The organism is Haloactinopolyspora alba, assembly GCF_003014555.1.
Classification (GTDB): Bacteria; Actinomycetota; Actinomycetes; order Jiangellales; family Jiangellaceae; genus Haloactinopolyspora; species Haloactinopolyspora alba.
In genome coordinates this window covers 146558-165711 of record NZ_PYGE01000004.1, presented here as the reverse complement: position 1 = coordinate 165711, position 19154 = coordinate 146558, and the positions used below count along the sequence as shown (strand labels likewise).

16 protein-coding genes are annotated in these 19154 nt (G+C 72.0%); 10 read left to right on the top strand and 6 right to left on the bottom strand.

All coding sequences use genetic code 11. The features are described from left to right. Positions 1–75: 75 nt before the first annotated feature. Together CLV30_RS07305 and CLV30_RS07300 are read left to right on the top strand one after the other, a co-directional pair. Complete coding sequence (locus CLV30_RS07305; protein WP_106536541.1) at positions 76–525, top strand: NUDIX domain-containing protein; 450 nt, start codon at positions 76–78, stop codon at positions 523–525. A gap of 42 nt (positions 526–567) precedes the next feature. Then, the gene (locus CLV30_RS07300) at positions 568–1239 is read left to right on the top strand and encodes a DUF1707 SHOCT-like domain-containing protein (RefSeq protein WP_129710868.1); all 672 of its coding nucleotides are present in this window, start codon (positions 568–570) and stop codon (positions 1237–1239) included. 272 nt (positions 1240–1511) lie between these two features. Here the strand turns inward: CLV30_RS07300 and CLV30_RS26330 are convergent, their stop codons facing one another. From CLV30_RS26330 to CLV30_RS07285, 3 genes are all read right to left on the bottom strand, one after another. Continuing rightward, on the bottom strand, positions 1512–3704 hold the full coding sequence (locus CLV30_RS26330; RefSeq protein ID WP_106536539.1) for an Ig-like domain-containing protein: 2193 nt from the start codon (positions 3702–3704) through the stop codon (positions 1512–1514). Between the two features lie 346 nt (positions 3705–4050). Next, entirely contained in the window at positions 4051–6927 is a 2877-nt protein-coding gene (locus CLV30_RS07290; RefSeq protein ID WP_165358464.1) for an AfsR/SARP family transcriptional regulator, read from the bottom strand. Between the two features lie 136 nt (positions 6928–7063). Beyond that, entirely contained in the window at positions 7064–7699 is a 636-nt protein-coding gene (locus CLV30_RS07285) for a TetR/AcrR family transcriptional regulator (protein ID WP_165358465.1), read from the bottom strand. 123 nt (positions 7700–7822) lie between these two features. Between CLV30_RS07285 and pdhA the strand changes: the two genes are divergently transcribed. From pdhA to CLV30_RS07265, 4 genes are read left to right on the top strand one after another with little or no spacing between them, the layout of a single operon-like run. Then, positions 7823–8944, top strand: coding sequence for a pyruvate dehydrogenase (acetyl-transferring) E1 component subunit alpha (pdhA, locus tag CLV30_RS07280; RefSeq protein WP_106536536.1), 1122 nt, complete (start codon positions 7823–7825; stop codon positions 8942–8944). A gap of 2 nt (positions 8945–8946) precedes the next feature. Beyond that, entirely contained in the window at positions 8947–9960 is a 1014-nt protein-coding gene (locus CLV30_RS07275) for an alpha-ketoacid dehydrogenase subunit beta (RefSeq protein ID WP_106536535.1), read from the top strand. Between the two features lie 23 nt (positions 9961–9983). Beyond that, on the top strand, positions 9984–11273 hold the full coding sequence (locus tag CLV30_RS07270) for a dihydrolipoamide acetyltransferase family protein (RefSeq protein WP_205740519.1): 1290 nt from the start codon (positions 9984–9986) through the stop codon (positions 11271–11273). Positions 11274–11329: 56 nt separating this feature from the next. Further along, complete coding sequence (locus CLV30_RS07265; RefSeq protein WP_106536534.1) at positions 11330–12256, top strand: bifunctional helix-turn-helix transcriptional regulator/GNAT family N-acetyltransferase; 927 nt, start codon at positions 11330–11332, stop codon at positions 12254–12256. A 9-nt stretch (positions 12257–12265) separates the two neighbouring features. Here the strand turns inward: CLV30_RS07265 and CLV30_RS07260 are convergent, their stop codons facing one another. Beyond that, the gene (locus tag CLV30_RS07260) at positions 12266–13105 is read right to left on the bottom strand and encodes a bifunctional 5,10-methylenetetrahydrofolate dehydrogenase/5,10-methenyltetrahydrofolate cyclohydrolase (protein WP_106536533.1); all 840 of its coding nucleotides are present in this window, start codon (positions 13103–13105) and stop codon (positions 12266–12268) included. Next, positions 13102–13722: a cyclodeaminase/cyclohydrolase family protein gene (locus CLV30_RS07255; RefSeq protein WP_106536532.1), complete on the bottom strand. Its 621-nt coding sequence runs from the start codon at positions 13720–13722 to the stop codon at positions 13102–13104. The genes CLV30_RS07260 and CLV30_RS07255 overlap by 4 nt, the downstream gene beginning before the upstream one ends. A 259-nt stretch (positions 13723–13981) precedes the next feature. Here CLV30_RS07255 and CLV30_RS07250 point away from each other — a divergent pair, with 259 nt between their 5' ends. The 4 genes from CLV30_RS07250 (at position 13982) to CLV30_RS07235 (ending at position 18819) form a co-directional block, all read left to right on the top strand. Beyond that, entirely contained in the window at positions 13982–14989 is a 1008-nt protein-coding gene (locus CLV30_RS07250; RefSeq protein ID WP_205740520.1) for a serine hydrolase domain-containing protein, read from the top strand. Between the two features lie 211 nt (positions 14990–15200). Further along, positions 15201–16730 (top strand): helix-turn-helix domain-containing protein, encoded by a 1530-nt coding sequence (locus CLV30_RS07245; RefSeq protein WP_106536530.1) that lies wholly within the window; start codon positions 15201–15203, stop codon positions 16728–16730. A gap of 68 nt (positions 16731–16798) precedes the next feature. After that, positions 16799–18238, top strand: coding sequence for a DNA-3-methyladenine glycosylase 2 family protein (locus CLV30_RS07240; protein WP_106536529.1), 1440 nt, complete (start codon positions 16799–16801; stop codon positions 18236–18238). 65 nt (positions 18239–18303) lie between these two features. Then, positions 18304–18819: a methylated-DNA--[protein]-cysteine S-methyltransferase gene (locus tag CLV30_RS07235; protein ID WP_106536528.1), complete on the top strand. Its 516-nt coding sequence runs from the start codon at positions 18304–18306 to the stop codon at positions 18817–18819. On the opposite strand, the gene CLV30_RS07230 is transcribed toward CLV30_RS07235, so the two are convergent. Next, a complete protein-coding gene (locus CLV30_RS07230; protein ID WP_106536527.1) occupies positions 18793–19116 on the bottom strand; it encodes a hypothetical protein in 324 nt (107 codons plus the stop codon). The two genes, CLV30_RS07235 and CLV30_RS07230, sit on opposite strands and share 27 nt — an antisense overlap. Between the last annotated feature and the right edge of the window lie 38 nt (positions 19117–19154).

Below are 19154 nucleotides of genomic sequence, written 5' to 3'. Positions count from 1 at the left end.
TGTACGTGTCAAGATCATATAGACGCTTCCGGCCGTTCCGCCCCGATAAACCCTTCTGACACAGGATGTCGATTCATGACCGAATCAGTGCCCGTGCCGGACACCCTCGTCGTCGCCGCGGCCATCGTCGACGACCTGACGCGTCCGCGCAGGCTGCTGGCGGCGCGCCGGAGCGCTCCGCCGGAACTCGCCGGCGGCTGGGAACTTCCCGGAGGCAAGGTCGACCCGGGTGAGGAGCCGGTGCTCGCCCTCCACCGTGAACTGCGCGAGGAACTCGGGGTGACCGTCGAGCTCGGCGCCGAGGTGCCCGGGCCGGTCCACGGATGCTGGCCGCTGACGCGGTCGCTGCGGATGCGGGTGTGGTGGGCCGTGGTCACCGCGGGCGAGCCGGCACCGCTGGAAGACCACGACCGCGTGAGCCTGCTGGATCCGGGCCGGTGGCACGACGTGGCGTGGCTGCCGGCCGACGTGGACGTCGTGACCGCGTTGCAGGCCCGGGCGCGGCCCGCGTCGGACGTCCACTGACAGGTGGACCACGACGACCGGATCGCCGACTATTCTGACCGCATGACGACCGAGCCGTCACCCGCCGACAACGACGGCGTCCACCCGCCGCCGCAGCGGGCGACGCCCTCAGGCCTGCGCGCGTCGGACGCCGAGCGCGAACAGGTCGTCGAGGCGCTGTCCGAGCACGCCACCACGGGCCGGCTGACGCTGGCCGAGCTGGAGGAGCGGATCACGCTCGCCTACCGGGCAACGACGCGGGACGAGATCGACCAGCTCGTGACCGACCTCCCCGCATCCGACCGTTCGGCGCCGGCGCCCGAGCCTTCCCGGCGCAAACTCACGCGGTGGATCCTGGCCGTCATGGGCGGCAGCGACAAGCGCGGCCGCTGGGGTGTCGGCCGGCGCGTCACCGCGGTGGCCGTCATGGGCGGGCACACCATCGATCTGCGCAACGCCGAGCTCAGCGCCGACGACACCACCATCGTCGCCGTCAACTGGATGGGCGGCACGGACATCTACGTGCCCGACACCATCGACCTGCATGTAGGCGGGTTCTCCGTCATGGGCGGCACCGGCGAGCACGGCAGCACCCGGGCGCCGCGACGCGGTGCCCCGCGCATCAGGGTCCTCGCCTACAACCTGATGGGCGGCACCGACGTGTGGCGTATGCCGGAAGAGGCGAACGACGTGCCGCTCAAGCAGGCGCGGAAGATCGCGAAGAAGTCCGCCTGACGAGGCGGCCCCGCAGGCCGGGCACGGACCTGCGGGGCCGGTCTGTGTCGCTGCACCGCCCCCGTGGCGGTGCGCTGCGAAGCGCAGGGACGTCCTGGCCCGCACCGACGGCGTCCGCTGCGCACACACGATGCTAGGGGTCCGCACTTTCACATCACTTTCACGGCACGTCGTCGCAGCGCAGAGCGCATATGCCGAGACAGACGAAACCGCCCCGGACCCGCGTGAGCGGGCCCGGGGCGGTGGTGCTCCCGGCTCGTGGCCGGTAGCCGTCAGGCGCTGGTGGTGGTGCTGTTCCGCCGCGCCCGGATGGCGACGGCGGCGCCGCCGGCCACGAGCAGGCCGATGCCGACGAAGATCATCCAGGTGTTGGACGAGCCGGTGTCCGGCAGCTCCTCGCCGTCCTCGTCACCACCGGCCGCGCCGCCGTCGTCGGAGGCCACCGTGAACGACGCGGTGTCCTCGGACTCGACGAGCTCGGGGTCGCCGCCCTCGCGGGTGGCCGACGCGGTCAGCGTGTACTCGCCGTCCTCGAGCGGCTCGGCGGGCGTGAACGTCCACGCGCCGTCCTCGTCGATCTGCAGGTCGCCCTTCCACTGCTCGGCGGCCGTCTCGGCACCGGCGGACTCGGTGACGGTGCCCTCGATCTGCAGCTCGACCGTGGCGCCCGGATGTGCGGTCCCGGTGAACACCACGTCGCCGGCGACGGTGGCCCCGTCCTCCGGCGCGGTGATGGTCACCGCGGGCTCGCGGATGCCCAGGTCGGCGACGGTGACCTGCTGGCTGTCGCCCTCGAAACGCTGGGTCACGACCGCGTCGAAGCGCTCGCCGACCGGAAGGTCCGCGCTGGGGGTGATGGTCCAGCTCCCGTCGTCACCGACGGTCGCCTCGCCCAGCTCGTTCCCGCCGGCGGAGAGCACGACGGTCGCGCCCGGGTGGCCGGTGCCGGTGAAGTCGGGACGCGCCGTGCCCGTGACCTGACCGTCGGTCGGCGACGACACCGCGAGCTGCTCGATCTGCGCCTCGGTGGACGTGAACGTCCCCGTGACCGTCTCCGATGTCGAGTACTGCCGGTAGGTGACGCGCAGCTCGTAGGTGTGCTCACCCGGCTGGAGCGCGTCCGGGACCTTGACCGCGAACGTGCCGTCGTTGGTCACCTTGGCCTGGTAGCTCTTCTCGCCGTCGATGACCAGCCGGGCCAGGTGGGTCGTGCGCCCGCCCTGGACGGTTCCGGTGAACGTCGGCGTCGGGCCGGTCTCGGCGCCCTCGCCCGGGCTGGTGACCTCGGGCGTGTTGATCGAGACCGCGAGCTCCCACTGGTCGGCGAACAGGTCGTTGGCGTTGTACTGGCCGCCCGCGACGGCGTAACCGATGCTGTAGTCGCCGGTGGTGTCGTCCGGGCCGGTGGCCGGGTCCCAGGTGTCGCACTCGGTCCGCTGCTCGTGCGTCGAACCGCTGTTGACGCCGAGGGCGTAGCTACCGACGACGATCGACCCGCCGCTGTCGCCGCCGAGCATGCAGGCGTTGAAGACGAAGCCGGTCACGTCCTGCTCGCCGACCGGGACGCTCTGCTCGGGGACGAGGATCTCGCCGCAGGTCCAGCCGGAGGTTGCTCCGGACTTGCACGCCTGCGCACCCGCGACCGGCGCGATCGTTCCGAGCACGTCGACGGACCCCTCGTCGGGGGCGCCCGAGCCGCCCGCCCAGCCGGCGACCTGGGGCACACCCGTCCAGTCCGGCGCGGTGATGTCGACGAGACCGCCGTCGTGCTGTCCGCCGTAGTTCATGGAACCGGGGACGAACTCGCCCAGCTCCGGTCCGGGGAACGACTCGGTCCAGGCCTCGGTGCCCCAGATCGGCTCGTTCAGATCCAGATGGTGCACGGGGTACGTGTACTGCTCACCGGTGGTCGAGTCGGTGCCGCAGTGCCCGGCCGTCAGGAACCGGTCGTTGCCCTCGGGGTCGTAGCCGCTGAACGCCACGGAGCAACGGCCGAGCGGGACCTGGCCCTGATCGTTCGGCTCGCCGGTCTGGTAGGCGTACCCGTAGCCACCCTTGTGGTCGGCAGCGGGCTGGACCTCGCGCTCGCTCTCGAGCAGCCCCAGCAGCCCCACCACGACGTTCGCGCCGGTGGCCTCGGCCGCGGCGACGTCGTCCTCGGACTCGACGTTGATGGTGACGTCCTGGCCGTCGATGGACGTGCCGAGGACGTCCACGCCGTTCTCGCGCAGCGCCGTGGCGACGTCGGCCGCGTTCCGCGCGGCCTCCGCGTTCGCCAGGTACTGCGCGGGCTCGAGCCCGAGGTCGCGCTCGATGGCCTCGCGCAGCGCGCCCGGCAGATCGGACGCCAGCTCGGTGAAGTCGGCCGCGGCGAACTCCTGCACGGCTACCGAGAGGTCGTTCTCGTCGGCATGCGCCGCCGTGGACGAGGCGATGGCACCTCCACCGGCGACGGCCGAAGCCACGAGAACCCCGGTAGCACGTACCACACCTCGCCGGCGCGGCAACATTGTGCTCACAGATACTCCAAAAATGTCTTAGTGACATGGCATTGCCCGGAAGAAACGGATCGTGTCCGTGCCACCGTGCGGTGTGTTCCGGAACTCGGGCAACGTTACACGTGGTGACGAGGCCGGACGCGGAATGCCCGCCGAGTCACGAGAAGTTCACGGAATCGCTGCCCAGCAGCACTGACGTTCGTCGATAAATGACCCGTGTGTCCGTATCCGACCTATTAGAGCGTCATCCAGCAATTCGCGCTCAATGGCGGATCGAAGCGGAGAATCACGGAATTCCGGCGGACGGACCGGCTCATGTCCGTTCCGCCGCCTCGGTGGTCGACAGCAGCTCGCGCACGTGGTCCACCTCGACGGAGCGCAGCGACTCGTAGAGCCGTAACGCCCGCCGCCAGTCCTCCGCGGCGTCGGTGACCGCGCCCCGCGCCGCACGGGCGTGGCCGTGCTCGACCAGCGCCTCGGCCTCGGCGTCCGACGAACGAGCCTCACGCGCGAACGCCAGCGCCTGCGCGACCTGCTCGGCGCCGTCGCGTCCGGCGAGCCGGCGTGCCCGTGCGGCCTGCGTCAGCGACGCCGCTCGCAGCGACGCCGACCCGATCCGCCCGGCCTGCTCAACGGCGCGGTCGTAGTGCTCGACGGCCTCCTCCACCCGGCCGGCCTCGCGGCACAGCTGCCCCAGGACGATCGCGTGGTCGTAGTGGTCCACGTCCAGGTGCTCGTCGGACTCGGCCCAGGCACGCTCGATGTTGCGCCGGGCCTCGTCGATGCGCCCGGTGCTGATCTGCACGTGCGCCAGGTTCCGCCGGCAGCGGGAACGCAGCTGCGGGGACAGCACGTCGTCGGCGGCGGCGCACTGCTCGAACAGCTCCGCGGCCTCGTCGTAACGGCGGTCGAGCTCGTGCCAGACCGCCATGTTGTGCAGCATGATGACCTCGCCGTAGCGGTCGCCCAGCTCACGCCGGACCGCCAGGCCCTGTGTGCCGGCTTCCAGCGCCTCGCGGTGGCGGCGCTGGTCACCGAGCGCCAGCGCGAGGCCGTGCCACGCCCGTGCCACCAGCGTGCGGTCGGACGGCGCCGGCCCTTCGAGCACCGCCCGCGCGGTGCCCTCGATGCGGGTGTCACGGCAGCACTCGTAGCCGCTGCGCCCCATGGCCAGAAGCAGCGCGGCCGCCTCGTCCACCTCGGCCCGGCCCTGCGCACGCAGTCCCAGCCGGCCCAGCGCGGTCACCGTCACCCACCGCGCGTTCAGCCAGGCGTGCACCTCGTCCCGGTCGGCGAAGTCGCGTCCGGTGACGTCGTGCGGGAACCACGACGCGGACTCGGCCGGCTCGCCGCCCTGCCGGACCAGCGGCCAGGTGTTGTGGACCGACCGCAGGAAGTACCGGATCAGCCGGCGCCGCGCCGGAGCGATCTCGTCCGGCGCGGACTCCGCGCGCAGATAGTCGTCGACGAGATCGTGCCAGCGGTACTGGTCCGGCGCGCCGGAGTCGATCAGGCGCACGTCCACCAGACGCTCGAGACACGCGCGCGCCTCGGGCTGGGTGACGTCCCAGACGACGGCGGCCGACTCGACGTCGACCTCACCCCCGGGCTGCGCGGCCAGCAGCCGCAGCCGGGCCGCGTCGTCCGGGCGCAGCGCCTGGACGGATGCGGCCAGCGTCGCCCGCACGCTCAGATCGCCGATCTCGAGCGCGTCCAGCCGGCCACTGCCGCTGAGCTGGTCGGCGAGATGGCCGATGGGCCAGGACGGGCGAGACGCCAGCCTGCCGCCGGCGATCCGCAGCGCCAGCGGCGAACCCTGGCACGACCCGACCACCACGCCGGTCGCGTCGGGTTCCGCGGCGAGACGCTCGGCGCCGACGATGCCGGTGAGCAGGTCGTGTGCCGCGTGATCCGGCAACAGTTCCAGGTCGATGCGCACGTCGGCAGGGACCACCCCGAGTTGCGGGCGGCTGGTCACCAGGACGGCGCAGCCGTCCGCGGCCGGTAGCAGCGGACCGATCTGCGCCGGGTCGCGCGCGTCGTCCAGCACGACGACGAGCTGCCTCCCGGCACACGCCGACCGGAACATCGCGGACCGCTCGTCGACGGTCGCGGGCACCTCGGCCGCGGAGAACCCCAGGGCGCGCAGGAAGTCGGCCAGGACGTCACCCGGCTCGACGGCGTCGCCGGAACCGTGCAGCTCGGCGAACAGCTGACCGTCCGGGTGGGTCTCGCGGAGCAGATGCGCCACCCGCAGGGCCAGAGACGTCTTGCCCGAGCCTCCCGGGCCGGAGATCACACCGACGCGCACCCACGACGGCCCCGGCGTCAACCCGTCGAGCAGCAGCTTCGTCTCGTCCTCACGGCCCACGAAGTCGGCCACCGGCCGCGGGAGCTGGGACGGCACGGCGCCGGCCGCGGGTGTCGCGGGCACCTGCTCGACCAGCAGCTCCTGGTCGGACGCGAGGATGCGGCCGTGCAGGTCGGCGAGTTCCGCGCTCGGATCGATGCCGAGCTCTTCACGCAGGACGCCGGCGAGCTCGTGGTAGGCGGCCAACGCGTCACCGCGACGGCCCTGCCGGTACAGCGCCAGCATCAGCTGTCCCCACAGCCGCTCCCGCCAGGGGTGCACGGCCAGCAGCCGGCGCACCGACGGCACGAACTCCTCGTCGACGTGTCCCAGCTGCAGCACCAGCGCGTTGCGGCGCTCGGTCGCCGCCAGAAGCTCCTCGACGAGCAGTGGCGCCACCTCGCGGGTCAGCGCGTCCGGCGTGAGGCCGGACAGCGGCTCGCCGCGCCACAGTGCCAGCGCCTGCTCGATGCGGCGCAGCTCGGCCGCGGGGTCGGAGGTGTCCGGCCCGCGGCCGACGAGTTCGCGGAACCTGACCAGGTCGATGGACGACGCCGGCAGGTCCAGGCGATACCCGTCACCGGCGGCCCGGACGACTTCGCGGCCGAGGACCGCACGCAACCGCGTCACGTGCGTCTGGATGGTCGCCCGCGGCCGCCGCGGCTCGGCGTCCGGCCACAGGACCTGCACCAGTTCGTCGACGGCGGCCGTGACACCGCCGCGCAGGGCCAGCGCGGCGAGAATCACCGTGGGGCGGCCGGGTGGCAGCGTGACGGCGACGCCGTCACGACGGACCTCCGGCGGCCCGAGCAAGGCGACCTCAACGTCCGGTGCGCCCACCGATCGCCCCTCCGTCCGTGTGCACGGCCACCACGCTACCCCAGCCACGACATCGCATCGGCGTTGTTGTCACAGCGGCGGAGACGACCGGTCACGTCCGTGACCGAGCCGAGAAGAGTGCCGGAATTCCGTCCGGTTACCGCACGAACCGGCGCACCGTGCGCGAGACGTGGGCGTCGATCTCCTGGTCGCCCGGCGCCGGGTCGAGGCCGAACAGCCGGCGCCGGTGCCACTCACCCAGCAGCTGGGTGAACAACGCCTCGGCCTGCCGGCCGTGCTCGTCGGGCGTCGCCCGGGCCGGCAGCAACAGCTGGTCGTCGGGCAACTCCGCCAGCAGGTCACGCAGCACGCCGATGTAGCGCTGCGCCCCGTTCGTGTAGAGCCGCGCCGCCAGGTCGGGGAAGTTCGTCGCCTCGGCGATGACGAGCCGGTGCAGCCCGACCGCCTCGTCCGACAGCATCAGCCGGACGAGGCGGACGCCGAAGGCGTGCAGGCTGTCCGCGGCGTCGCGGCCGTCGGCCGTGGTGGGGTCGACGGCACGGTCACCCAGTCGCCGGACGACCGCGACGAACAGGTCGGACTTGTCGCCGATGGTCGTGTAGATGGTGCGCTTGGCCACCCGCGCGGTGGCGGCGACCTCCTCGATCGTGGTGGCGCCGTAGCCGTGCGCCAGGAACTGCCGCATCGCGGCCTCGAGCAGGGCATCGCGCCGGGCAGCACGGTCCTCGTCCCGCGGCCTGCCTCGCCGGGGAGCCGCCCGTCGCGGATTCATGCACTCCATCCTGGCCCGGACCTACCCTTGAGAACAATGAAACGGTAGCGTTTCATTGTTTGCCCGGTGTACCCACCGGCACACCTGATCGTTTCGGGACACACGAAAGAGGGGCGAGCGAAAGTGGCGACCACGAGTCGTACGCGCAAGCGTCCGGAGTCTCAGCAGGCCACAGGCGCCCGGCGGACGCGGCCCAAGGGCCGGTCGGGCACGGATGCCGACACGGGTGCCGAGCTCCTGGGGCACTACCGGCAGATGCTGCTCGTCCGCCGGTTCGAGGAACGGACCGCGCAGGCCTACACCGAGGCGAAGATCGGCGGCTACTGCCACCTGAACCTCGGCGAGGAGGCCACCGTCGTCGGCCTGATGGCGGCCGTCACCGAGCGCGACTACCTGTTCACCAACTACCGCGACCACGGTTACGCGCTGGTGCGCGGGATGGATCCGGGCCGGGTCATGGCCGAGCTGTACGGGCGCTCCGACGGGGTGTCCCGCGGCTGGGGCGGCTCGATGCACCTGTTCGACACCGAGGTCCGCCAGCTCGGCGGCTACGGCATCGTGGGCGGGCAGCTCCCGCTGGCCGCCGGCGCCGGCCTGGCGATCTCGTACCGTGGCGGCGACGAGGTCGTGCTGTGCCAGATGGGCGACGGCACCACGAACATCGGCGCGTTCCACGAGTCGCTCAACCTGGCCGCGCTGTGGGATCTCCCGGTCGTGTTCGTGGTCGTGAACAACCAGCTGGGCATGGGCACCACCGTCGAGATGGCCTCCGCCGAGCCGGAGCTGTCCAAGCGCGCCGGCGCGTACCGGATGGAGTCCGCCAGGGTCGACGGCAACGACGTCCTCGCCGTCCGCGAGGCCGCGACGAAGGCCGTGGAGCGCGCACGCACCGAACAGAAGCCGTACCTGCTCGAGACCGTCAGCGGCCGGCTGCGCGGGCACTCGGTCGTCGATCCCGCGACCTACCGCGACCCCGCCGAGGTCGAGGAGGTGCGCAGCCAGGACCCGGTGACCGCGCTGCACGACCATCTGGTCGGCACCGAGGTGGCCGACGCCGACACGCTCGCCGAGCTGGACGCCGAGATCGGCGGCATCGTCAAGGCCGCCGTCGAGTTCGCCGAGAACAGCCCGTCGCCGGACCCGACGTCGCTGTTCGACCACACCTACGCCACGCCGGTCCCGAACGACTCGCGCCGGCTGCCCGCCGACCCGCTCTTTCCTCTCGACCCGACCGCCGGAGCGTGACCATGGCTCACATCAGCTACCGCCAGGCGCTGCACGACACGCTGCGCTCGGAACTGCAGCGCGACGAGAACGTCCTGCTCATGGGCGAGGAGATCGGCCGGTTCGAGGGCTCTTACAAGATCACGGCGGGCATGCTCGACGAGTTCGGCCCGAAGCGTGTGCGCGACACACCGATCGCCGAGGAAGGCTTCACCGGCGCCGCGGTCGGTGCGGCGATGCTGGGGCTGCGCCCGGTCGTCGAGATCATGACGATCAACTTCTCGCTGCTGGCGCTGGACCAGATCATGAACCACGCCGCGAAGATCTACGGCATGTTCGGCGGCCAGTGCAGCGTGCCGATGGTCATCCGCACGCCGGGGGGCGGCGGGCAGCAGCTGGCGGCCACCCACTCGCAGAACGTCGAGCTGTTCTACGCGTTCACCCCGGGACTCAAGGTCGTGGCGCCGTCGTCGCCGGCCGACGCGAAGGCGCTGCTGCTCGCGTCGATCCGCGACGACGACCCGGTGCTGTTCCTCGAGAACCTGGCGCTGTACAACACCAAGGGCGAGGTGCCCGACACCGACGAGCCCGGCGAGATCGGGCGTGCGGCCGTCACCCGGACCGGCAGCGACATCACGCTGGTGGGCTACTCCCGCATGGCGCACGTCGCGCTGCAGGTCGCGGAGCGGCTGGCCGCCGACGAGGGCATCGAGGCCGAGGTCGTCGACCTGCGCAGCCTCCGCCCGCTGGACCGGCAGACGGTCGTCGACTCGGTGAAGAAGACGAACTGCGCCGTCGTCCTCGAGGACGACTGGCTGACCTACGGCATCGGCGCGGAGCTCGCCGCCTCGATCTCCGACGGCGCCTTCGACTGGCTGGACGCCCCGGTGCGCCGGGTCGCGATGGCCGAGGTGCCGCTGCCGTACGCGAAGCCGCTCGAGTCCGCGGCCCTGCCGTCGGCCGACGACGTCGTCACCGTCATCCACCAGACTCTCGACGCCGTGGGGCGTCGATCGGACCGGGTCGGCGCTCGCTGACGCGCGCCCACGAGGAGACACAGATGGTCGACATCCTGATGCCCCGCCTCTCCGACACGATGGAGGAGGGCGTGGTCAACGCCTGGCGCAAACAGGTCGGCGACGAGGTCAAGACCGGCGACACGCTGGTCGAGATCGAGACCGACAAGGCCGTCATGGAGCACGAGTCCTACGACGACGGCGTACTGGCCGAGATCGTGGTCGCCGAGGGCGGCACCGCGCCCATCGGCTCGCCCATCGCGAAGCTGCGCACCGCGGACGAACCGGACGAGCCCGCATCGACTCCGACGCAGCAACCGGCCGGTGAACCGGCTGGTCAACCGGCTGGACAGTCGGCAGCACGACCAACGCCACAGCCGGCGCGGCAACCGGTCGCGTCGGGTAGCGGTCCTGAGCGGGTGCTGTCGTCCCCGCTGGCACGGCGCGACGCACGCGAGCACGGCATCGACCTGTCGACGGTCACCGGCACCGGACCCGGTGGCCGGATCATCCGCGCCGACATCACGCGAGCACGCGACGAGCAGGCGCCGGGCGACGCCGGCAGCCCGACACCGCAGGCGGCGGTCGACACCACACCCGCAGCGGCGACCGCGGGCACAGCGCCCGCTCCGGCGGTCGAGGACACCGACGAGGTGGTCCCGCTCAGCTCGATCCGGCGCACCATCGCGCGCCGGCTCACCGAGAGCAAGCAGGCCGCCCCGCACTTCTACGTCACCAAGACCGTCGACGCCGACCCGCTGATGACGATGCGCGCCGAGCTGAACGAGCGGCTCGTCGCCGCCGGGCGGTCGAAGGTCAGCGTGAACGACATCGTCGTCCGGGCGGCCGCGGTGGTGCTGGGCGAGCACCCGGACGTGAACTCCTCGTTCACCGGCGACGCCATCGTGCGGCACGGGCGGGTCCACGTCGGCGTGGCCGTCGCGACCGAGTCCGGGCTCGTCGTGCCGGTGGTGCGCGACGCCCACGGCAAGAGCCTCACGGCCATCGCGACCGAGAGCCGTGAGCTCGCCGGGCGTGCCCGCGACCGCAAGCTCGGCCCGGACGAGATGACCGGAAGCACGTTCACGGTCAGCAACCTCGGCATGTACGGCATCGACCACTTCACCGCCGTGATCAACCCGCCCGAGGCGGCGATCCTCGCGGTCGGGGCGGTGCGCTCCGAACCCGGCGTGCGCGACGGTCAGGTCGCGGTGGTGCAGCGGATGACGATGACGCTGTCGGCCGACCACCGTGCCGTCGACGGCGCGCAGGCGGCGGAGTTCGTCCGTGATCTCACCGCCGTCCTCGAGGACCCCTGGCTCGCCGTGGCATAGGGCGGCCACGGCAGAACCATTGACTGAGTCAACCATAGCGTTGTTACAGTCAATGGATGACTGACACCGATCTGGACTGCATCGCCGCGGTGCGGTCGTTCAACCGGTTCTTCACCACCGTCATGGGCTTCCTCGACCAGGGCCTGCTCCAGTCCGACTACTCGCTGACCGAGGCGCGGGTCGTCTTCGAGCTGGCGCAGCAGCCCGAGCGCGACGTCACCGAACTGCGCACCACGCTCGACATCGACGCCGGACAGCTCAGCCGCATCCTCGCCAGGCTGGACGGCGCCGGCCTCGTCGAGCGGTCCCGCTCAAGCACCGACGGCCGCCGCCACCGAGCGGCGCTCACCGCGGCCGGGCGGGACGTCTTCGCCGGCTTGGACGCGCGCTCGAACCGCCAGGCGGGCGAGCTGCTGGGCCGGCTGAGCGACGAGGACCAGCGACGCCTCGTCGCCGCGCTCGGCACCGTCCGCGAGTTGCTCGACGACTCCGCGACGCCGTCGGGCTACGTGATCCGCGGGCTGCACCCGGGCGACCTGGGCTGGGTGGTGCAGCGCAACGGCGCGCTCTACGCCCAGGAGTACGGCTGGGACCAGACGTACGAAGCGCTGGTGGCGCGCATCGTGGCCGACTACGGCGCCGAGCACGACCCGCGGCACGAGGACGCCTGGATCGCCGAGATCGACGGACGCCCGGCCGGCTCGGTCTTCTGCATGCGCGCGGACGAGACGACCGCCAAGCTGCGGCTGCTGCTCGTCGAGCCGTCGGCGCGGGGCCTCGGCGTGGGGTCACGGCTGGTGGACGAGTGCATCCGGTTCGCACGCTCGGCCGGGTACTCGTCGCTGGTGCTGTGGACCAACGACGTCCTCACCGCCGCCCGGCGCATCTACGAGCGGGCGGGCTTCCGGCTGGTCGACGAGGAGGCCCACCACAGCTTCGGCCAGGAGCTGGTCGGGCAGAACTGGCGCCTCGAGCTCAGCTGACCGGACGGGTCACCCGCCGGGGCCGAAGACGGTGTGCTGGAGCAGCAGTGCGGTGGTCACCGGGCCGACGCCGCCGGGTACGGGCGTCAGCGCAGCAGCCTTCCCGACCACGGCCGGGTCGACGTCGCCGGCGAGGCCTCCGTCGTCGGTGGGGTTCGTTCCCACGTCCACGACCGTGGCGCCCGGGCCGACGTGCTCGGCCGTGATCAGGTGCGCGTGGCCGACAGCCGCGACGACGATGTCGGCCGACGACGCGATCGCGGCCAGGTCGCGGGTGCCGGAGTGGCACAGGCTGACGGTCGCGTCCCGGTCCAGCAGGAGCTGGGCGAGGGGCTTGCCGACCACCGTCGAACGGCCGACGACGACGACGTGGCAGCCCGCGACGTCCACGTCGTGCTGGTCCAGCAGCGTCACCACCGCCTCGGCCGTCGCCGGGGCGAACGCGCGACGGCCGGCCGCGAGATATCCGAGCGACAGCGGGTTCGCGCCGTCGACGTCCTTGTCCGGGACGATGGCACCGGCCAGTACCGCCGGCTCCGCTCCGGCCGGCAACGGCGTCTGCAGGACGATGCCCCGGACGTCGCGGTCGGCGCTGAGGTCCTGCAGGCACGCGCCGATCTCGCCGGGCGAAGCCTGTGCGCCCAGGTCGACGACCCGGCAGTCCACGCCGGCGGTCTCGGCGGCACTGGCGATCGACCGCACGTACCAGGCGGCGGCCGCGTCGTCGGTCGCCGTGACCACGGCGAGCACCGGGCGGCGGCCGTCCGTGCCGATGCGGCCGGCACGGTCGGCCACCCGTGCGCGGATGCCGGCGGCACAGTCCGTTCCCGGCAGCGGCCGTGCCGTCATCCCGACACCTGCCGGCGCACCGCGGCGACGACCTCGTCGGCGCGGTCCACGAGCTGGTCGACACCGGCCGCCGTCTCCGTCAGCCGGGTGCGCATCTCGTCGTCGGCGAGGCCGGCCGCGTTGACCTCGATGTTCAGCCGTGCCGTCGTGGCCGCCGCACGGGCGGCATCCGCGGCGGCTCCGATGTCGGTCACGACGTGACGGTTCCCCACCGGCAGCAGCCCTTCGGCCATCGCGACCAGGTGCGTCGCGGCGACGATGACCGCGGCGGGCGGCTCGGCCGCCTCGGCCAGCGCGGACGACACGGCAGCCGAGCGGGCCGCCTGCTCGTCGTCGGTCTCGTGCGGCATTCCGTACGCGGCCACCACGGCCTCGAACGCCTCGGCGTCGTCGTCGGCGAGCTCGAGTGCGTCCCGGCGCAGCGCGTCGGCCTGGACGAGCGAACGCTCCACGACCTCGGAACCGCCGTCGTCGCCGGAGTCGACGCTGTACCGGGCGACCATCGCCAGCAGCGCGGCCGCCTGTGCCGCGTGCAGCGCCGCGACCGCGCCGCCGCCGGGAGCCGGCACGCGCGCGGCGAGCTGGTGCAGGAACTCGTCGATTGGCAGGTCACGCACCTGCGACCCATCATGGGCTGGCGGATCCGTGGACACGACCCCAGTCTGCCGATGGCCGCCTTCCGGGTGCACACCGGGGTAATACGTCACCTTTGCCCATAATGTGACAAGGGTCTCCCCGATCGGGCCCGACCGAGCAGATCATGAACATGAGCGGCGGATGCGATCCACCCGTCGCTCGCGCGGATGCCACACCCGCCGGCACCGACAATCGAATAGGACCACGATGACGAGAGCAACACGAGATCCGATCGATCGCTTGCTGGCTCGCGGCGTCGAGAACCACACCTTTCCCGGAGCTGTCTGGGCACTCGGCGGCGCGGACGGCACCCGCGCCTGGGGCGCCTGCGGCCTGCTGGATCCCCGGACGCCCGAGGCACCCATGGTCGCCGACACCGTCTTCGACCTGGCCAGCCTCACGAAGATCATCACCGTATGGGCGTGCTCGGGCGCCCTGTGGGAGGCCGGTGACCTCGACCTCGACGCGCCGCTGGCCGAGCACCTGCCGGACCTGCGGCACTCCCCGCTCGCCCGGGTCACCCCGCAGCACCTGCTCAACCACACCGCGGGCCTCCCGCTGCGCGCCAATCTGCGCGAGTCGTACGGCACCGATCGCTCGTCGGTCGAACACGGCCTGCTGCACGAGCCACTGCGCCGGCAGCCGGGCGAGGCCGTCGAGTACACCGATCGCGCCGCGCTGATCCTCGGCATCGTGCTCGAGCGCATCAGTGGGCTCCGGCTCGACGCGCTGAGCCGCAGCTGTGCCTGGGACGCGCTGCACCTGATGTCCACCCGGTTCGGACCGCTGCCGCCCGACCTCGCCGGGCGGTGCGCTCCGACCGAACGGGACGACGAGTCCGGTGAGCACCTCAAGGGGACGCCGCACGACTACTCCGCCCGGCTGCTCGACGTCTGCGGTAGCGCCGGGGCGTTCTCGGTGGTCGCGGACCTCGCGGCCTTCCTGCGTTATCTGGTCGCCCCGGACCAGGCGCCGCGGCGTCCCGGCTTCGGCCCCGCCTGGGTGAAGGAGTCGCTGCGGATCCAGACCGGCGACCTCGCGCCGGCACGCGGCCTGTCGTGGCACCCGGCGTCGGGCACGACGGCCGACGTGTGGGCGCACTTCGGCTTCACCGGCACCGGGATGTGGGTCTCCGCACGCAGCGGCAGGTGGGCCGTGCTGCTGACGAACAAGCTCTACTACACCCGCGACAGTGCCGCGATCAACGAGGTGCGCCGCGAGTTCTGCCGCCTCGCCTTCGACCGCTGATCCGGCGCACGGCCGGTGCACGCCGCGCGTGGCGGGCGGACGTGGGCTACACTCACCACGCCGCCGCGGCGGTCACGACGTGTGACGTAGCCGAATCCGGAGAGTCATCAACGTCACGTGCTGCATAAGTGTGCCGCACGGACTGTGTGACTGTGACGATAGTGACGGATGTGGCAACAGTTAACTCATATCTGAGCTAAGGTGACCGTCCGTGGCAGAAGACTACCGGAGCCGTATCGGCCGCCTCATCCGCGACTCCCGTCAGCACCGCGGGTGGACCCAGAGCCAACTGGCCGATGCGCTGGGAAGCAGCCAGAGCGCGGTGACCCGGATCGAGCACGGGCAGCAGAACCTGAGCCTCGAGATGATCGCCCGGATCGGGGAGGCGCTGGACAAGGAGATCGTCTCGCTCGGCCAGCCGGGACCGATGCACCTGCGCGTCACCGGCGGCCGGCGCCTCTCCGGGGGCATCGACGTGCGCTCCAGCAAGAACGCCAGCGTCGCGCTGTTGTGCGCCAGCCTGCTCAACAAGGGACGCACCGTGCTGCGCGGCATCGCCCGGATCGAGGAGGTCAACCGGATCATCGAGGTGCTCGAGAGCATCGGGATCCGGACCCGCTGGCTCGGCGAGCGCCGCGACCTCGAGATCATCCCGCCGGAGCGTCTCGACCTGGACAGCATGGACGTCGAGGCGGCGCGGCGCACCCGGAGCGTGATCATGTTCCTCGGCCCGCTGCTGCACCGTGAGGACCGCTTCAAGCTGCCGTACGCCGGGGGCTGCAACCTCGGCACCCGCACCGTCGAGCCGCACATGTCCGCACTGCGCCCGTTCGGCCTGGAGCTCAAGGCCACCGGCGGCTATTACCACGCGGAGGTCGATCGTGACGCCGGGCCGGTCCGGCCGATCGTGCTGATCGAGCGCGGCGACACCGTCACCGAGAACGCGCTGATGGCCGCGGCGCTGGGCGACGGCGTCACGGTGATCCGCAACGCCAGCTCCAACTACATGGTCCAGGACCTGTGTTACTTCCTCACCCGCCTGGGCGTGCGCATCGACGGCATCGGCACGACCACGCTGACGGTCCACGGCGTTCCCGAGATCGACTGCGACGTGGACTACGCGCCGTCGGAGGACCCGATCGAGGCGATGAGCCTGCTGGCGGCCGCGATCGTCACGTCGTCGGAGATCACCGTCCGCCGCGCGCCCATCGAGTTCCTCGAGATCGAGCTGGCGCTGCTGGACGAGATGGGGCTGGACTACGACCGCAGCGCCGAGTACGTGTCGGGCAACGGCGAGACCCGGCTGGTCGACCTCACGGTGCGCCCGTCGCTGCTGCACGCGCCGCACGACAAGATCCACCCGATGCCGTTCCCGGGACTGAACATCGACAACCTGCCGTTCTTCGCGCTGATCGCCGCGACCGCGACCGGGCAGACGATGATCCACGACTGGGTCTACGAGAACCGGGCGATCTATCTCACCGAACTGACGAAGCTGGGCGGCGACGTCAAGCTGCTGGATCCGCACCGCGTCCTGGTCGAGGGGCCGACGCGCTGGTCCGGCACGGAGATCATCTGCCCGCCGGCGCTGCGCCCGGCGGTGGTGGTCCTGCTGGCGATGCTAGCCGCCAAGGGGACGTCCGTGCTGCGCAACGTCTACGTCATCAACCGCGGCTACGAGGACCTGGCCGCCAGGCTGTCCGTCCTCGGCGCCCGGATCGAAGCGTTCCAGGACGTCTGACCAGCACGTCGGCCGCAGCGTCCGATTCCCGCTAGTCACCGCTCCGCCCGGCGGGGACACTGGACGGCATGGTGGACGAGGAAGCCTATTACCGGGCCGTACGCGGCAGGGACGCGCGGTTCGACGGCGTGTTCTACCTGGGCGTCACGTCGACCGGCATCTACTGCCGGCCGAGCTGTCCGGCGATGACGCCGAAGCGGGCGAACATCCGCTTCTACCGCGCGGCCGCGGAGGCCCAGGCCGCGGGTTTCCGAGCATGCCGGCGCTGCCGCCCGGACGCGACGCCGGGATCGGCGGAGTGGAACGTGCGCGCCGACGTCGTGGGCCGCGCGATGCGGCTGATCACCGACGGCGTGGTCGACCGGGACGGCGTCACCGGGCTGGCACGGCGGCTCAACTACAGCGAGCGCCAGGTGCACCGGACGCTGGTCGACGAGGTCGGCGCCGGCCCGCTACGGCTGGCGAGGTCGCAGCGGGCGCACACCGCGCGGACGCTGCTCGAAACGACGGACATGCCGGTGACGGAGGCCGCGTTCGCGGCGGGATTCGCCAGCATCCGCCAGTTCAACGACACCGTCCGTGAGACCTACGCCGCGACCCCGAGCGAGCTGCGCAGCACCGCCAGGCGTCAGGATCGCGGACGCATCGCCGGCGCCATCGACCTGCGGCTGGCCCACCGTTCTCCGGCCGACTTCGACGGCGTCCTGGACTTCCTCGCCGCCCGCGCGATCCCCGGCGTCGAGGAGGTCGAGGGAACGACGTATCGCCGCAGCATGACGCTGCCGCACGGCGCCGGCGTGGTCGAACTGACGCCGGATACCGGCTGGGTGCACGCGCGGCTGCGTCTGGCCGACCCTCGCGACCTGACCGCGGCCGTGGCGCGGTGCCGGCGGATCTTCGATCTGGACGCGGACCCGCAGGCGGTCGACGACGTCCTCGGTGCGGACGCCGTGCTGGCCCAGGCGGTCGCCGCCACGCCCGGGCGACGGCAGCCCGGCGCGGTCGACGGCGACGAGCTGGCCGTACGCGGCGTTCTGGGACAGCAGGTGTCTGTGGCCGCCGCACGGACGCTCGCGGCGCGGCTCACGGCCGCCTACGGCAAACCGCTGGACGCTCCGGTCGGCGGCGTCACGCACACGTTCCCGTCGGCGACGGCGCTGGCCACGGCGGATCCGTCGACGTTCCCGATGCCCGGCACCCGGCAGCGCACCCTCGCCGAGCTCGCCATCCGGCTGGCGGACGGACGTATCCGCCTCGATCCGGGCGTGGACCGAGACGAGGCCGAGCAGCTGCTGATGGAGGTGCCCGGCATCGGCCCCTGGACGGCCGGCTACGTGCGGATGCGCGGGCTGACGGACCCGGACGTGTTCCTGCCGACGGACCTCGGCGTCCGGCACGGGCTCGAGGCGCTCGGCGTGCCGGGCGACCCGGATGCGGCGGCGTCGCTGGCCGAACGCTGGCGACCGTGGCGCTCGTACGCCCTCATGCACGTCTGGTCGTCGATCTGAGCGCCGGACGCACGGCGGACACCGGCCCCCTGCGCACACACCCTGATACTTCGAAGGAGACTCCGATGAGCGAGACATACTGGACCAGCTTCGACACACCCCTCGGCGCGGTCCGGCTGACCGCCGACCAGGACGGGCTGACCGGCTTGTACATGGATCGTCAACGGCACGCACCCGACGGCATCGACGAGCGCTGGATCCGTGACGACGACCTGTTCGGCGAGGCGCGGCGGCAACTCGACGCCTACTTCGACGGCCGGCTGCGCACGTTCGACCTGCCGCTCAACCCGGCGGGCACGCCGTTCCAGCGGCAGGTGTGGGAGGCGCTGCGCGCGATCCCGTACGGTGAAGTGCGCAGCTACGGCGAGATCGCCGACGCGATCGGCCGGCCCACCGCGTCCCGGGCCGCGGGCGCTGCCAACGGCCGCAACCCGATCTCGGTGATCGTTCCCTGCCACCGCGTGATCGGCGCTTCCGGCGCGCTGACCGGCTACGGCGGCGGGCTGGACCGCAAGCGCGCGCTGCTGGACCTGGAGATGTCCGGGCGAGGTGTCTCACCAGCTCCAGCCGTGGTGGCGTAGGGCGCTCTCGATCATCAGCCGGCGGACCGGGACGGCCGCGTCGGGGACCGGCACGTCACTCAGGCGCGCCGCCTCCAGCAGCAGGTCGTCGTAAGCGGCGGTGGCGGCAGCGAGGTGGTGGGCTCGTGCCCAGCGCCCCTGGTCGTGCTCGAGCCTGTGGATCTCGGCGGACATCCGGCTGAGCTGCAGCTGCACCATCAGCGTCCGGAACGGGTCGGTGGCAGGGCGTGACTCGTCGTGGCCCGCCTGCCGGCGTCGCAGCAGGGCCCGGGTCAGCTGGGCGAAATGAGAGTTCATCAGCGCGCCCCCGCTGGGCAGCCTAACACCGCAGCGGC